We start from the raw sequence: 15,822 nt of genomic DNA, 5'->3' as shown, positions 1-15,822 counted from the left end.
AAACCATGAATCCGTACGATAAAAGTAAATTTCAATGAATATAAACCGGAGGTGCGACCTGCTATGGCAAGTAACCGGGACAAGTCCATTTCAGAACAGATCTTTCACATTAAAAATCAATTGGTTGAAAAAGGATATAAGTTAACACAACAAAGGGAAGTTACTGTACGTGTATTACTTGAACATGAAAAGGATCATTTTAGTGCAGAGGAAGTTTTCCTCCTGGTTAAAGAGCAGTTCCCTGAGATTGGATTGGCTACCGTATACCGAACTCTCGAACTTCTGAGTGATCTTCAGGTCGTTGAAAAGATTAACTTTGGCGATGGTGCTGCACGTTTCGACCTGCGAAGCACGGATGGCTCCCATCATCACCATCATTTGATCTGTACAGAATGTGGAAAAGTAGAAGAGATTATGGAAGATGGTCTGCTTCGTTTGGAACAACAGATAGAACGGCAGTATGGCTTTGCAGTTACGGATCATCGTCTGGATTTCCAAGGTGTATGCAAAGAGTGCAGACAAAAACATGTACTGAAAGAACAGGCAGCAGGTTAATTCATTTCGGGAGGGTGCTCCCGAATCCAAAATCTGATATAATAAGTATCAGAAGCAAGGGGCTTCCGTCGGCGGAAGGCCCCTTTTTGCCGTCATGCGGACGGTGAAGGAGGAGAGATGGACGGATGAAGACACTGGTTATAGCGGAAAAACCCGACATGGGTCGAACCATTGCCGCCGTCATAGAACCAAAGGCCAAGAATAATCGCACGTATCTGGAGGGTGAGCATTACATCATCACATGGGCGATAGGGCATTTGCTTGGACTGGCTGAACCGGATGCCTATGATACGAAGTACAAGCGCTGGAATATAGCGGATCTGCCGATCATACCCGATCAGTTCAAGATTGTCCCCAATCCGAGAACGAAAGATCAGCTCAAAATGATTGGAGAACTGGCGAAACGGGCTTCAGCGATCGTTAATGCTTGCGATGCCGGGAGAGAAGGGCAGTACATCTTTGCTCTTATACAACAGCAATTGAAGCTGCGTCAGCCTGTAAAGCGTTTATGGATATCAGATTTGACGGCAGAGAGCATTAGACGTGGTTTTGATGGTCTCAAGGATGCCTCTGAATTTGAAAATCTGACCCATGCTGCTCGCGCCAGAAGTGAAGCCGATTGGCTGATTGGCATGAACGCCTCACGGGCGTTTACAACCCGCCATAATGCATTGTTGTCTGTAGGCCGTGTGCAGACGCCGGTACTCGCGCTAATCTACGATCGGGAAATAGAGATTGAAGCGTTCCAGTCACAGACCTTTTATGAAGTAGCCGCCTGGTTTCGGCAGGAAGGTGTCGAGTACCGGGGACTGCGTCAGGGAGATAAGTTGACCGATGCGGAGGCAGCAGAGGCCATTACAGCCAGTGTGAAGGGCAAGACAGGGCAGATTATCAAATACGAAGCGAAGCAAACGAAGGAGTATCCGTATCGTTTGTATGACCTGACCCTTTTACAGCGTGAAGCCAATGCCAAGTTCGGATATGGTGCCAAAAAAACATTGGATATTGCACAGGCCTTGTATGAAAAACACAAGGTAATTTCGTATCCGCGGACAAACTCCAACTATGTTACTGAACAGAATATTGAAGGTATGCACAAAACGCTAAACCTGCTTAAAAATGGTACCTATAGTGAGCTTGCGCAAGGGGCCAAGCCGGAGCTTGTTCATAAGAATAATAAAGGGGTATGTAATCCGAGCAGGGTTGAGGATCACCATGCGATCTTACCTACATTAAAGCGACCAGGTACCTTATCCAAGGATGAGCAAAACATCTATGATTTGATTGTCAGACGTTTCTTGTCTCACTTTTATCCTCCGGCGGAGTATAAGCAACATACCGTGCTCACCGAAGTGGAGAAACATCAGTTTAAGACATCTGTCAAAGAACTGCTGTCCCTCGGATGGAAAGTGGTTCTCGGTTCTGGAGATCAGGAACAGGGCGGTGCAGGCAAGAAGAAGAGCAAGAAAAACGGCAATGAGGAAGAGGAAGCTGAAGAGTGGACGGACAAGGCTTTTAGTGTACAACCTGAATTGCCTGTTCAATGTACGAAAAGTGAGTTCAAAGAGAAGGCGACTCAGCCTCCCAAAAGTTATACCGAGGGAACATTGCTCAAAGCGATGGAAAGTGCAGGCAAGCAGATCGAGAATGAAGAGCTGCGAGATGCGATGAAAGACAGTGGTTTGGGTACTCCGGCTACACGTGCTGCTACGATTGAGCGCCTCAAAAACGTAGGTTACATTACGATGCAGGGGAAAAAAATGCAGTTAACGCTCAAAGGAAGAACGGCTATCGAATTGATTCGCCGAGCAGGCGTAGATCTGTTAACTTCACCTGAGATGACAGGCCAATGGGAAAGAAGATTATATCAGATTTCCAAAGGTGAGGCGGGGCAGGACAAGTTTATGGAGAACGTTAAGAAATTTACGTTGTCCATCATCGAGAAAGTGCGTGTGCAAGCGCCGGCGCCGGCAGATGCTTTTGGAGAAGATTCGCGTGCAGGTAGGGGGAAAGGCAAGGGAGCCAGAACCCAGGCCGGCAATACAAGGACATCTGCCAAGACAGCTAGTGGCGGTTCGGCTGTAAAAACGTCCCGTCAGACTTCGGCATCTTCATCAAGAGCCGGCAATGGGAAAAGCACGACCACCAAGGCGCCGTCCTCAAGTGGCAGCCCTTCGGGAGTGAGAGAGTTACTGGCACCTTGTCCTTCTCCCGGCTGCACGGGTCAGATTATAGAGGGCAAGAAGGGCTACGGATGCTCACGTTTCAAGGAAGGCTGTTCCTTTGTGGTATGGAAAGAGTATGCAGGCAAGAAAATCACCAGTACGATGTTAAAATCGCTGATTGAGAAAGGGAGTACCCAAGTACTGTCTTTCAAACGAAAAGACGGGAGTACGGTGAAGGCACGTATTATTCTCCAGGATGTGGTAACAGGCAAGTTATCTGGGGAGAAGCAGGATGCTTGATCCTAGTCATCATTAAGTAAAAAGGACCCTTATCCAAGGGTCCTTTTTTGTTGCTGCTGTTGTATATTTTCGTGTATGACTTTGGGTACCTCTTCCAGAGCAGTGATGGTATACATCGACGTTTCCGGATTAGGCTGAAGTTCTACGATGTTGTATTGCCATTCGTTTGGCTGTTTAATGTATATGCTGTGAATTCCGGCTTTTACCGCGGGCATAATATCTGTCCGCAGTGAGTTGCCAATCATCCATGTTGCACGACGATCAAACGGACCGTTAGATAGAATGCCTTCCAGTGCTTCAATGTTTTTGTGCTGTCGGATATAGATCCGATCATCAAAATAAGCTGAGAGCTTCATCTGATCAATCTTACGCTGCTGGATCACAGTTTCGCCGCCAGTATATAAGTAGAGGGAATGTCCAGCACCTTTGAGGTTCTCAAGCGTTTCAACCATATGAGGATAGGGTTCAACCTCCTGATCGTACACACTCATACCCAACTTGCTCAGATAAGATTCTTCTCTGGGAGAAGTTGATCGGGCAAACTTTTTAGAAAAGTAACGGTAGGTATCAATCAGGGATTGCGGGAAATGATGACTCGCAAAGCCAAGCTTGTTCACTCCGGTTACATCGATCTCGAGCTGTTTTTCGCGAATCTCTTGCGTTGTCAAAGAATGTCCATCAAACCACTCCTGCATATTCTCAAAGAATTCTCCCAAAATCAGGTTGAAATATTTGTTGCAGTATACGAGTGTATCATCAAGGTCAAACAAAATATGTTGTTTCAGTAATTTCATGATCTAACTCACTCCTTGTAGCCAGCAACTCCACAATGGTTCATATGAATTATATGCGAATGTAAGATTCCAGAAACATATTCAATTCAGATACGCCATCTGGCCGAATACTGTATTTCTCTTTACGGTTACTTCCGAGCAAATGAGTTCGCAGCAGACCTGCGATGCGCAGCGCCATCACCTGATCTTTGACCGTATCTTCATCTTTACCCAATTCTTCACACATCTCAGCGAGAGACTTTGGTTCATCCGATACGTAACGAAGCAGGCGAAGTCTTTCGGGATCAGCCAGTGCATGGGTGAATCGTAAAAGGCATGTTGGCGGCTGGTCTTCATTTTCTTCAGGTGCATCTACGGGATACTGCATAATCATCATTCCCTCATAGAAGCAGTACATATTAATAGGGCGATTGTGCACCGTTGGAAACAGGATGACTTCGTTCAGTCCAGGCATCGGTTCAACAAGAACTCCTGCCGTAGCATATTCAATAAGCAGTTCAGGGCCCATTTTATCAAGCAAAATGCGTTTTTCTTCGGCATCTTCTTCCAGCCATACACGCTGATCTTCGCTCATATTCTGACAGTAGTGTTCATCCCATAGTCGCAATAATGGGACATAACTGTTCCGAATGCGCGTAGATTCTTCTATTGTAAGAGCGGGCAGTAGAGGAGACACACGTGCATATAGGTCTTCCGCTGTCATTCCGGCAAGCATGTCCAGAAACTCACGATTTTCCTCCGTATCATTTTGATACGCTGCCCATGCAAACAGCACATCAAAATCATCAAAAGGCCAAGTGGCAGCAGGTGCGAGCGCAGCTCGTACATTGGAGCTTAGTTTGCCTTCCACTTCCAGAATCCATTCAGGACCAATATCCAGATGCTGAATCCATTTTTTCGTGACATAAACCAAAAAGCTGTTAAGCATTTCATATATCGGTGAAACATCAATTTTCACATGATAGGCCATAATGTTGCAGAATCCTCCCGTCACATCTAAATGTACGCAGCGACTTAAGTACGATTAGTGCGTGTTCAAAAAGTCTGGTTTTCAGTACCAAGAAGATGGAATGAAGCTAGAAATGGAGTAGCGGAGCGTAGGAAAACTACGTGAGCAACGGACATTTCGGCTGAATTTCATCTTCGAAGCTGATGATGCCACTAGGCATGATTCGTAATCAAAAGTGGACTTTTTGAACAACCTCTATTATGGCTTGTTTTGCAGGGCGTTGTCCACTATAATGTTCAAGTCCGGGGCAAAGCCCTGTTCCATGAATAGCAGATAAAAACCATATGTATAACATACGAAAGTCGTCAGCGATGGCGATTTTTCTTTGTGTGCTCGCAGGAGGAATGAATTCGTGTCATCGATTACTCGTCCCAAACTATCACACTCGACAGCCAATTATCTGATTCTGATTACGGTTATTGTGGTGGCGGGCATAAGCCAGGGGCTGTTGCTTCCTGTGCTTTCAATTTTTTTGGAGCAAAAAGGGGTTTCACCAGGATTAAACGGATTAAACGCCGCCGCGTTGTACATTGGTTCATTTGCCATGACGCTAGTGGCGGAGCGACTACTAGGTGCATTGGGGTTCAAAAAGCTGATTGTAGGCGGCCTGTTATTGGTCATGGTTCCTTTGATCTTATTTCCTTATTTACCAGATATTAAAATATGGTTCATTTTACGTCTGGTCGTTGGAATAGGAGATAGCGCACTACATTATGCGGCCCAACTCTGGGTGCTGCTTGTTACTGCACCTGAAAAGCGTGGACGTTACATATCATTATATGGCATGTCCTACGGTCTCGGATTCAGTATTGGTCCTCTGGGAATAAAGCTGCTTGGCTTCGGTGATGCTGTCCCTTTCTGGGTCTTGTTCATCTGCATTGCAGCAGTACTTATACTGGTATTAATGAAGCTTCCGGATACGAAACCGGAAAAAGCAGAGCATGGCCAACTGCCGGAACGTCGCTTCCGTCGCAGTCTGGCATGGGCTTGGTATGCACTGTTACCAGCACTCTTATACGGATATATGGAGGCCGGTATGAATAGCAACTTCCCGGTGTATGGCCTTCGTATTGGATTCGATACCAATCAGATTTCATCGTTGCTTCCATTTATCGGTATTGGAGGTTTGTTCCTTCAATTGCCTCTCGGAATGTTGAGTGACCGATATGGGCGTAAGAAGATATTGATGTTTGCGGGCATCAGCGGGGGAATTGTCTTCATGCTGGTTCCAGTCGCAGGTACGCATTTCTGGTGGACACTTGTATTGTTAACAATTGCAGGTGGCCTGGTCGGTTCCTTTTTCTCACTGGGTCTGGCTTATGCCGCAGACATCTTGCCTAAAGTGTTGCTGCCCGCAGCCAACGTAGTGGCATCCTTTCATTTCACGATTGGAAGCATTATCGGACCGAATCTGGGTGGTCAAATGATCAACTGGATTTCACCCGGAAGCATGTTCACCCTACTTGGAATCATGTACCTTCTTTTTGGTGTGGCAGGTATATTATTTCGTCGTAAACCTGAGTTCGAATCTGTGTTAAAATAGAAGCTGGTGTTCGCATGGAAATTGATGTCCATTTCCGAGTACACTAGTGGTAGGGAAAAACATGGACAAGAGGAGACATCGCGATGATCAGAGTAGAGAACTTGAGTAAATCCGTTGGCGTGGACCGCGTTCCCGTTCTACGGGATATTCGATTTGATATGCAACAAGGTGAGATGATAGCTGTCGTTGGTTCAAGCGGTAGCGGTAAAAGCATGTTGCTTAAATGTTTGGCCATGATGGAAAAATGGGATTCTGGCCGATTTACGGTGGATGGTGCCGAGATCTTGAAAGAAGGCTGGTCTGGAAAACGGAAAATAAAACGGGAATGGGCATACTTGGAGCAGAATCCTGAGTTATTCCCCAGACGTACAGCTCTTAAAAATGTATTAATCGGACGATCGGGTCAGACTCCCGTATGGAGAATGGTAACCGGTATGGTACGTTCCGATGATTATATGGGTGCTATGGATTATCTCGAAGGATTGGGATTACTCGATAAAGCACATCAAATAGCAGAAAAGCTTAGCGGTGGCGAGAAGCAGCGTGTTGCTATTGCAAGAGCACTTGCTCATGGTGCCAAAGTGGTTTTGGCCGACGAACCTGTGATTGGCCTTGACCCTCATACAGCAGATTCGGTGCTGGAAACACTACGCAAACTATGTGAAGAAGAACGTGCAACAGTCATTGCAGTACTGCCTATTGAACTTGCTGAGAAACATGCCACACGGATCTGGGGATTGGCAGATGGCAAGATTGCTTTTGATATTCGTGGACGAAGACTGACACAGCAAGAAAAAAACCAGATTTAAACTATTGAAAAGAGTGATGAGATTGTTTAATTCACGGTGGGGACGCTTCATTGCAGCAGGAACTATGGCAATTATGCTTGGTTCTGTTCTGAGCGGATGCACAGTCATAAGTGACCCCAAGGGTTTGATGAGAAAACCAATGATGTCCACAGATAAGGAAAAATTATACAACGTGGTTCAGCTTAAATTACCACCAGAGAGTACCTTGATCCGTCCCAAGGATATGAATAACACCAGTATGATTCGGGTGGAAGACTTGAATGGGGATGGAACTCGAGAAGCGATTGTCTTTTATGAGACACCAAACGAGAATGTGCGAATTCATGGCATGATTTTGGAAGAACAGGGAGGCGCATGGGTTAAAAAGCTTACATTTGATGTGCCGGGAAATGAGCTGCAATCCTTTAAAGTATTGGATATTACGAATGATGGAAATCCGGATATTATTCTTGGTGTTAGTTTACAGGAGCAGAAAGCTTTGACTGCCTATTCGTATAAAGGCGGGGCACTGGAGCAAGTTCTGGGCGGAGTCCCATATAACCAGTATATTATTGATGATGCGCAGGGAAATACGCTGGATTTGAGTGGGGATGGCAAGAGTGATTTTGTTATCGTATCGCTGAACAACAGCGGCTTTGCAACCATTGCGTTATATCAGTACGAAGATGGCAGCTTCAAGGAAGTTGATCGGGTGCAGACCGATTATACGGTTAAAGAAGTTTATAGTGCTCTTGGTGGAGAAATCTCCAAAGGACAAATGGGGATTGTACTGGATACTGAGCTGGATGATCGGAGTTCCTTCTCGCAAATTATGTATGTTAAGGATAACAAGTTAGTCAATGCTTTTAAATCACCGGATCAAACGTATAGAGATGACAAAATTTTAAGCGGTGATGTCGATAATGATGGTATTATTGAGTTTGGACTTAAAGAGACTCCAAAAGGCTGGGAGCATTACGTTTTTGACTCCAGGTTGTGGTTCTATACCTATTACCAATGGGATGGCAAAGAAGGCAAGAAATTTGTCTCGTTCCAATTCCGGGATGATGCTGATTTATTTCATCTAAATCTCAAGCCAGAGTGGTACGGTAAGATCACTATTGACACCAAATCGGAAAAGGAAAAATATATTCGATTTAAAATGATTGATACGGACGAAACCGTGGCAGAGATCAAATATTTCACCCTTTCCAAGTGGGAACAGGAGAAGGGTAAAAGCTGGAAGGAAATTACGCGTACCAAAGATCGGGTTATTGCTTCACGGGTAGCACAATCAGAGGCGGGTAAAGATGCACTGAGCAATATTTCTCAGCTGAATAGAAAGGGAGAACTTAATGAGTAAAGTACTTATTCTTGAGGATGAAGAATCCATCCGCAGTTTTATAGTGATTAATTTAAAGAGAAACGGATTCGAAGTGCTTGAAGCGGGTGACGGTCATGAAGCGCTTCGCATACTGCAAACAGTACCGGATATTGATCTGGCTCTGCTGGATGTCATGGTACCAGGTATTGATGGATTCGAGGTGTGTCGACGGATCCGTGAAACCAATGAACGTCTGGGCATCATCTTTTTGACTGCGAAAGTTCAGGAACAGGATAAAGTGTACGCACTCTCCGTTGGTGCAGATGATCACGTAAGCAAGCCTTTCAGCCCAACAGAGTTGATTGCACGTATTCAGTCGTTATTACGCCGTGTGAACGTGCATCGGGAAACTGCGGCGAAGGTTACGTTCCAGTCCGGACCATTTTCACTGGACCTCATCTCGAAGCAATTTAAGAAACAGAATGAAGCCATTGAGTTGACTCCAACGGAGTTTTCCCTGATTCAGTTTTTCCTGGAAAAAGAAAATACACCGCTCAGCCGCGATGTATTGTTAGATCATGTATGGGGAAAAGAGTACATGGGTGATCCCAAAATTGTGGATGTTAACATTCGTCGTCTGCGTCAAAAAATTGAGAACAATCCTTCCGAGCCCGAATACCTGCAGACTGTATGGGGTCACGGGTACAAATGGAAGGGCCGGGAGCAATGATTAAAAAAGGCATTACACGGCAGATCGTACTACATTATTTCTTTGTAGTTTTTCTTGCTCTGCTGTTGGTCGAATTCGTATTTATGTTGGCAGTGCAAAGGTATTATTATGAAAGTATCTACAATACGATTAGTACCCACATTTCCAATTCAAAGGACTTTTTCGAGCCGATCGCTCGTGAGAATAACACGGAAGATGGCAATAATCTGTCCAGATTGATTGTGAATTTGGCACTGTCCAATACTGAATTGGAAATTTTGGATCTGAACGGGCGCGTATTGGCGAGTTCAACTGCTTTTGAATCCGACCGTGCTGTGCTGCAAACCAGTGATATTATGCAGGCTTTGAACGGGGATATGGGACGCTGGATTGGAAGACAACCAGGTACTGGAGAATCCGTCATGGCCGTTTCACACAAGTTTGATCTGGGTGGCGAAAATACTTATGTGATTAGATACCTTACATCGCTTGAAAATGTGAATTCCAAACTACTGAATATGGGATTGCTTGCAATTGCGGTCGGTATTGGCGTGCTTGCTATAGTTTTGATCATTAGTATTGGGATGGCGAATTCCATTGTACGTCCAATCAACAACATCACCGCAGTTTCTGCCCAAATGGCCAGAGGACGGCTGGATGTCAGGGTTAAGGGGAATTACAAGCACGAACTGGGCGAATTGGCATCAACACTTAATTTCATGGCACATGAGATTGTGCGCAGCAATCAGATCAAGGATGATTTTATCTCGTCGATCTCCCATGAATTAAGAACACCGCTGACCAGTATTAAGGGCTGGAGCGAGACACTGGACTCAGGCGGCTATGATCCGGAAGAAACCCGTATCGGCATGGGTATCATTTCCAAAGAAACCGAACGATTGATTGGACTTGTCGAAGAGATGCTGGATTTCTCCAAATTGCAGCAGAATCAGATGAAGCTGGTTAAAGGAACGGTCAACATACGTGAAATTGTGCAGGAAACGATGTTGAATGTCTGGGCCAAAGCGGAACAAAAACAGGTTCATCTGAAGTTGGAAACAGACGAGACTCGAGCTTATAATGTCCATGGAGACGGCAATCGACTGAAACAAGTCTTCTTAAACATTGTGGATAATGCGATCAAATTTTCACATGAGAATTCCTGGATTTTCTTGTCCGTTAAAGAAGAGAGTGGTCAGATTATTGCGGCTGTTCAAGACACCGGTATCGGAATTAGTGAAGAACACCTGATCAAAGTACGGGATCGTTTCTTCCAGGTCAATCATCAAAATGGGGGAACGGGACTGGGACTTGCGATTACGCAAGAACTGGTTGAACTGCATGAGGGAACAATCACGATGCAGAGTGAACTTGGATCGGGTACAATCGTTACGGTGACGTTACCGGCTGTGGCTGATGAGACGGGTACAGAGGATTCTGTAACGCAGTCTGGTGATAATGCATTCCCTGAAGAACAAGCAGAAAGTGATGTAAAATTGGAACAGGAAAAATCTTAAGCTTGAATGAATTTACGGTGATTGAATAGTTCTGCTTCAATAAATATTCATTTTAACACCAAAAAAGGCGAGCCATCCAAGGCTCGCCTTTTTGGTATAATGTCTATTTCATTATGAAGAAAGTTCACCAGCGCGCAAGCGCCCACTTTTCTCATATACTTCTTTCAACATACGCACGGGTTGCGTACGGACAGCCGGTTTGGCAGAGACGATCTCATTAGGTCCAACGACAACAATTTCATCGGCTGTACCCTTCACAATTGCACCGTCTTTGATAATCGCACCCTCACCGATGATGGCGCGTTCGATGTGAACCCCACGGCCTATACGTGCGTTAGGCATAACGACACTGTCTTTAACCTCAGAACCTTTACCTACTTCAGCACCGCAGAAAATAACGGAACGTTCTGCACGACCTTCAATGGCACAAGAGTCGTGAATCATGGAAGTTACCTGTTCGACCTTCGCATTTCTGGCTTTGTAAGCACTTGGCTTGGAGCGCCAGCCGCGAGTAAACATCGGCCAGTTTTCTTTTTGCAGACTCCAGTCTTCCTCGTTATAGAGCAGATCCATATGTGCATCCCACAGACTTTTAACTGTACCTACATCTTTCCAATACCCATTAAAGTTATAGACAAAGAGGGGATTGTTTTCGTTCAACATCTGAGGAATAACATCTTTACCGAAGTCATGGCTGGACTCAGGGTTAGCAGCATCTTCCAAGAGATGGCGCTTCAAGTACTCCCATTTGAACATGTAAATGCCCATTGAAGCCAGATTACTTTTCGGTTCAGCCGGTTTCTCGGCGAACTCTGTTACACGCAGATCAGCATCGGCAGCCATAATCCCAAAGCGATGTGCTTCGTCCCATGGAACTTCCATAACTGAAATCGTTGCTGCGGCATTATTGGCTTGATGAGCCTCCAACATATCACGATAATTCATATGATAAATATGGTCACCCGACAAAATTAGAACATTTTCGGGGTTTTGTTGATCAATATAGTCAATATTTTTATAAATAGCATCCGCCGTTCCCAAGTATTCGTCATTTCCTGTATGATAAGATGGAAGTAAGGAAATTCCTGCCTCATTTGAGTTGCCATGTCCCCATGGTTCTCCTCCACCGATATGATCGTGTAACGATTCCGCTTGGTACTGCGTCAATACTCCTACAGTATCGATCCCTGAGTTTACGCAGTTACTGAGAGGAAAATCGATGATCCGGTAGTGCCCGCCAAACGGTACAGCGGGTTTTGCGATACTCGAGGTTAAAGGGGCTAATCGCTTCCCTTCTCCTCCCGCCAACAGCATAGCGATGCAATCTTTATTAAACATAATCGTTTCCCTCCCAAAATATTGTGCATTTGTGCATTGTAGTACATCATTAACTCAAAGTAGAGCAATTGAAACTATTGTTGCTGTAAAAATTCAGAAAAAATACAACATTTTCTAAAGCGCCGCATTTTTCTTTTCAACTTGGCTAGAATGGGGTAATGGTAACTGTTATATCTATTTTCTTGAGAAGAAGGTGATCTCTTGGCCATTCAACCGTTAGCACACCCGGACATATTGCCGGAGCATATTTATTTATTTCATGAAGGAAACCTTCATCACAGTTATCGAATGTTGGGCGCGCAGCCTGAGACTTGCGATGGCCTTCAGGGGTATCGCTTTACCGTATGGGCACCAAATGCCGCAGAAGTAGGACTGGCTCTGGACCGCAATGAATGGAAAGGCGAAAAGGAACCTTTATATAAGATACCCGAATCAGGATTTTGGAGTCGTTTTTTTCCGGAAATCAGCGAAGGAACTTTATACAAGTTCCGTATACTAACGGAAGATGGTACAGAATTGCTCAAAGCGGACCCTTATGCGTTTCAAGCGGAGGTTCGACCTCAGACAGCTTCTGTCACTAGTTCAATCGAAGGGTATAAATGGAATGATGGAGCCTGGAGACGCAAACAACGTGCCATGTATAACAAACCTCTACATATTTACGAAATGCACATGGGAACCTGGAGGCGTAAAGAAGACGGGAGCCTCTATAGTTATCGTGAGATGGCTGATTTGCTCGTTCCTTACTTATTAGAAATGAAATATACACATGTTGAGATGATGCCCCTCAGCGAACATCCATATGACCTTTCGTGGGGATACCAAAACACAGGCTTTTATGCGCCGACCAGTCGTTATGGGCATCCGAAAGATCTGATGTACCTGGTGGATACACTACATCAGGCTGGGATTGGCGTATTGCTGGATTGGGTTCCTGCACATTTTGCCAAAGACGCTCATGGGTTGCGTATGTTTGATGGTACGCCTTTGTATGAGTATGCAGATCCGATGTTAGCAGAGAAGCCGGGATGGGGCACACTCAGCTTTGACTACTCGAAACCTGAAATTCGTTCATTTCTGATCTCCAATGCATTATATTGGATGGAGATGTATCATTTTGACGGACTCCGTGTTGATGCTGTTACGAGTATGCTTCGGCTTGATTTTGAGAAGCAGCCAGGACAATATCGTACCAATGATGAGGGTGGTCTGGAAAACAAGGAAGCTGTAGCTTTTTTGCAGCAGCTGAATGAGACGGTGTTCAAATATTTCCCTTATGCATTGATGATGGCTGAAGAATCAAGTGCATGGCCAATGGTGACTTTACCAGTACATGAAGGTGGTCTGGGCTTTAACTACAAATGGAACATGGGCTGGATGAATGATACGCTTGATTACATGGAATCTGATTTTCATGAGCGTCCTTCCAAACATCATTTGCTGACTTTCCCGGTCGTATACTCCTTTGCTGAAAATTATGTGCTACCTCTGTCTCATGACGAGGTTGTTCATGGCAAAAAGTCGCTCCTCGACAAGATGCCAGGAACTTATGAGCAGAAATTTGCTGGCATGCGTGCTTTTCTGGGCTATTTTATGACTTTCCCAGGGAAAAAGCTGTTGTTTATGGGTGGAGAATTTGGCCAGTTCATCGAATGGAAAGATGAGGATCAACTGGACTGGTTCTTGCTGGATTATGACAGTCACCGCAATTTACATAAGTTTGAGCGTGAGCTGTCTAACCTGTACTTGAGCGAAAAAGCTTTGTGGGAGCTTGATCATTCCTTGGACGGTTATGAATGGATCACTCCGGATGATCAGGACCAGAGTGTCATTTCATATGTACGCAAAGGAAAAAAACCTGCGGATACACTCCTTGTGCTCATTAACTTTCAGCCGGTCAAGCGGGAGCGTTACCGGATTGGTGTCATGCGTCCCGGTATGTATACCGAAGTTCTGAACAGTGACCATTCCGTTTACGGCGGTTCAGGCATTACTAATGATATGCAGCTGCCTACCGAAAAGATTCCTTTTCATGGGCATCCGCATAGTCTTGAATTAGTTTTGCCTCCGCTGAGCATCGTGATTCTAAAAAAGAACACGCGTCGGAAAACGGATGAATCACCTGCGAGTATTACTTCCGTCAGTTCAAAAACGAAAAATAAGAAAGAAAACAACACGCTGAAACCGAAGAGGAGGACAAAGGCATGAATATTCTATTTGCTGCTGCTGAAGTACATCCATTTATCAAAACAGGAGGCCTTGCTGACGTAATCGGTGCTCTCCCGTTTGCATTGAAGAAGAGCGGGGCAGACGTGCGGGTGATTATGCCTAAATACAAAGGGATTCCTGATGAGTACAAAGACGCGTTGAAACCAGTCATTACAACAGATGTGCCTCTTGGTTGGCGCAGACCCTATTGTGGGATAGAAATGCTGGTTCATGATGGAATTCCAGTATATTTTGTGGATAATGAGTATTATTTTGGACGTGATGGAGTGTACGGGTATATGGATGACGGCGAGCGTTTCGCCTTCTTCAACCGTGCAGTTCTCGAAGTGTTACCACAGATTGAGTTCAAACCTGACGTGCTGCACAGTCATGACTGGCATGCAGGAATGATCCCCTTGGTGCTTGAAGCCCATTACCGACATGATTCATTCTACAGTGATATTCGTACGGTATTCACCATACATAACTTGTTGTACCAAGGGGTATTCCCGCATGAGTTATTCAGTGAAATCCTTGAACTGGACGATCGATATTTCACCGTGGATGGAGCCGAATATTACGGTAATGTCAATTTCTTGAAAGCAGGAATTGTGTATGCTGACCATGTGACAACCGTAAGCCCAACATATGCACAGGAGGTGCAAACCTCTTATTATGGATACGGATTGGACGGACTGCTAAGCTCACTAGGGGATCGTTTCAGCGGGATTGTGAACGGGATTGATACCAAGAGCTACAACCCGGCAACGGACACCAAAATTCCAGTGAAATACAGAACAAGTCTGTCCAAGAAAACGGAGAACAAAATTGAGCTACAAAAGGAACTTGGACTTCCTGTTCGTCCCGATGTACCTCTCATGGTGATGGTGACAAGGCTGGTGGACTCTAAGGGGCTTGATCTGGTCTGCCGTATCCTGGATGAATTGTTGTACTATGATGACATTCAATTCGCTGTACTGGGAACAGGAGAGCCGATGTATGAACACTGGTTCCGTGAAGCCGCTAATCGTTATCCGCTCAAAATGTCTGCCCAGATTACGTTTAACGATGGGTTATCCCGCCGCTTCTATGCAGGTAGTGATATCTTCCTAATGCCATCGAGGTTCGAACCATGTGGTATTAGTCAGCTACTGGCTCTGCGGTACGGTAGTGTGCCCCTCGTAAGGGAAACAGGCGGTCTGAACGATACTGTGCAGGCATACAATGAGTATACTGGAGAAGGGAATGGTTTCTCATTCACAAGCTTTAATGCACATGATATGATGAATACCATTCGACGTGCCGAGGAGATCTACAAACAGCCAGAACATTGGAAGAAGATTGTGAAAAACGCAATGAGCGGGGAATACAGCTGGAACGTCTCAGCTGAAGAATATATGGACATATATCGCCGGATCACGCATGAGCCTGTAAACTGATGTAATCCTGAATGAGTCGCAGCATATCATGCTGTGGCTTTTTTAATCAAATAAACAAAAACACTTCCAAAGTTCAGAATGAAAGTCAACATCTGAGACGGTGGAAGTGTTTCTTTTTTCTTTTAAATAACAG

At 45.1% G+C, this 15,822-nt stretch carries 12 protein-coding genes; 9 read left to right on the top strand and 3 right to left on the bottom strand.

What is annotated here, in order from left to right; all coding sequences use genetic code 11:
- The first annotated feature begins 63 nt into the window (after nt 1-63).
- Nucleotides 64-555, top strand: a complete 492-nt coding sequence (gene fur / locus NKT06_RS17565; RefSeq protein ID WP_036613667.1) for a ferric iron uptake transcriptional regulator — start codon at nt 64-66, stop codon at nt 553-555.
- A 125-nt stretch (nt 556-680) separates the two neighbouring features.
- On the top strand, nt 681-3,020 hold the full coding sequence (locus NKT06_RS17560; RefSeq protein WP_253437154.1) for a type IA DNA topoisomerase: 2,340 nt from the start codon (nt 681-683) through the stop codon (nt 3,018-3,020).
- 29 nt (nt 3,021-3,049) lie between these two features.
- Here the strand turns inward: NKT06_RS17560 and NKT06_RS17555 are convergent, their stop codons facing one another.
- Nucleotides 3,050-3,814 carry an HAD family hydrolase gene (locus NKT06_RS17555; protein ID WP_253437151.1) on the bottom strand — a complete coding sequence of 255 codons (765 nt, stop codon included), beginning with the start codon at nt 3,812-3,814 and terminating at the stop codon, nt 3,050-3,052.
- 49 nt (nt 3,815-3,863) lie between these two features.
- Nucleotides 3,864-4,784 carry an ArsR/SmtB family transcription factor gene (locus NKT06_RS17550; RefSeq protein ID WP_253437148.1) on the bottom strand — a complete coding sequence of 307 codons (921 nt, stop codon included), beginning with the start codon at nt 4,782-4,784 and terminating at the stop codon, nt 3,864-3,866.
- Nucleotides 4,785-5,175: 391 nt separating this feature from the next.
- Here NKT06_RS17550 and NKT06_RS17545 point away from each other — a divergent pair, with 391 nt between their 5' ends.
- From NKT06_RS17545 to NKT06_RS17525, 5 genes are all read left to right on the top strand, one after another.
- The gene (locus tag NKT06_RS17545) at nt 5,176-6,366 is read left to right on the top strand and encodes an MFS transporter (RefSeq protein ID WP_253437145.1); all 1,191 of its coding nucleotides are present in this window, start codon (nt 5,176-5,178) and stop codon (nt 6,364-6,366) included.
- An 83-nt stretch (nt 6,367-6,449) separates the two neighbouring features.
- Nucleotides 6,450-7,175, top strand: a complete 726-nt coding sequence (locus tag NKT06_RS17540) for a phosphonate ABC transporter ATP-binding protein (protein WP_091020744.1) — start codon at nt 6,450-6,452, stop codon at nt 7,173-7,175.
- Between the two features lie 22 nt (nt 7,176-7,197).
- The gene (locus tag NKT06_RS17535; protein ID WP_253437142.1) at nt 7,198-8,517 is read left to right on the top strand and encodes a hypothetical protein; all 1,320 of its coding nucleotides are present in this window, start codon (nt 7,198-7,200) and stop codon (nt 8,515-8,517) included.
- Nucleotides 8,510-9,208 (top strand): response regulator transcription factor, encoded by a 699-nt coding sequence (locus NKT06_RS17530; protein WP_017688086.1) that lies wholly within the window; start codon nt 8,510-8,512, stop codon nt 9,206-9,208. Before NKT06_RS17535 ends, NKT06_RS17530 begins: the two co-directional genes overlap by 8 nt.
- Nucleotides 9,205-10,704 (top strand): sensor histidine kinase, encoded by a 1,500-nt coding sequence (locus NKT06_RS17525; protein WP_253437139.1) that lies wholly within the window; start codon nt 9,205-9,207, stop codon nt 10,702-10,704. The genes NKT06_RS17530 and NKT06_RS17525 overlap by 4 nt, the downstream gene beginning before the upstream one ends.
- A gap of 111 nt (nt 10,705-10,815) precedes the next feature.
- On the opposite strand, the gene NKT06_RS17520 is transcribed toward NKT06_RS17525, so the two are convergent.
- On the bottom strand, nt 10,816-12,042 hold the full coding sequence (locus tag NKT06_RS17520) for a glucose-1-phosphate adenylyltransferase (protein WP_301289981.1): 1,227 nt from the start codon (nt 12,040-12,042) through the stop codon (nt 10,816-10,818).
- Nucleotides 12,043-12,243: 201 nt separating this feature from the next.
- On the opposite strand from NKT06_RS17520, the gene glgB reads away from it, so the two are divergent.
- Complete coding sequence (glgB, locus tag NKT06_RS17515; RefSeq protein ID WP_301289980.1) at nt 12,244-14,250, top strand: 1,4-alpha-glucan branching protein GlgB; 2,007 nt, start codon at nt 12,244-12,246, stop codon at nt 14,248-14,250.
- Nucleotides 14,247-15,689 (top strand): glycogen synthase GlgA, encoded by a 1,443-nt coding sequence (glgA, locus tag NKT06_RS17510; RefSeq protein ID WP_253437136.1) that lies wholly within the window; start codon nt 14,247-14,249, stop codon nt 15,687-15,689. Before glgB ends, glgA begins: the two co-directional genes overlap by 4 nt.
- The last annotated feature ends 133 nt before the right edge of the window (nt 15,690-15,822 follow it).

The organism is Paenibacillus sp. 1781tsa1 (assembly GCF_024159265.1).
In the GTDB taxonomy this organism is placed as follows: Bacteria; Bacillota; Bacilli; order Paenibacillales; family Paenibacillaceae; genus Paenibacillus.
The sequence above is the reverse complement of the archived record's forward strand: the minus strand, read 5'-3'. Positions and strand labels throughout refer to the sequence as shown.

Bases quoted from the DNA above. Each gene is read 5' to 3' on its own strand.
- NKT06_RS17540 (WP_091020744.1), top strand. From the start codon at position 6,450: ATGATCAGAGTAGAGAACTTGAGTAAATCCGTTGGCGTGGACCGCGTT.
- NKT06_RS17550 (WP_253437148.1), bottom strand. From the start codon at position 4,784: ATGGCCTATCATGTGAAAATTGATGTTTCACCGATATATGAAATGCTT.
- NKT06_RS17560 (WP_253437154.1), top strand. From the start codon at position 681: ATGAAGACACTGGTTATAGCGGAAAAACCCGACATGGGTCGAACCATT.
- fur (WP_036613667.1), top strand. From the start codon at position 64: ATGGCAAGTAACCGGGACAAGTCCATTTCAGAACAGATCTTTCACATT.
- NKT06_RS17520 (WP_301289981.1), bottom strand. From the start codon at position 12,042: ATGTTTAATAAAGATTGCATCGCTATGCTGTTGGCGGGAGGAGAAGGG.
- glgA (WP_253437136.1), top strand. From the start codon at position 14,247: ATGAATATTCTATTTGCTGCTGCTGAAGTACATCCATTTATCAAAACA.
- NKT06_RS17555 (WP_253437151.1), bottom strand. From the start codon at position 3,814: ATGAAATTACTGAAACAACATATTTTGTTTGACCTTGATGATACACTC.
- NKT06_RS17530 (WP_017688086.1), top strand. From the start codon at position 8,510: ATGAGTAAAGTACTTATTCTTGAGGATGAAGAATCCATCCGCAGTTTT.
- NKT06_RS17525 (WP_253437139.1), top strand. From the start codon at position 9,205: ATGATTAAAAAAGGCATTACACGGCAGATCGTACTACATTATTTCTTT.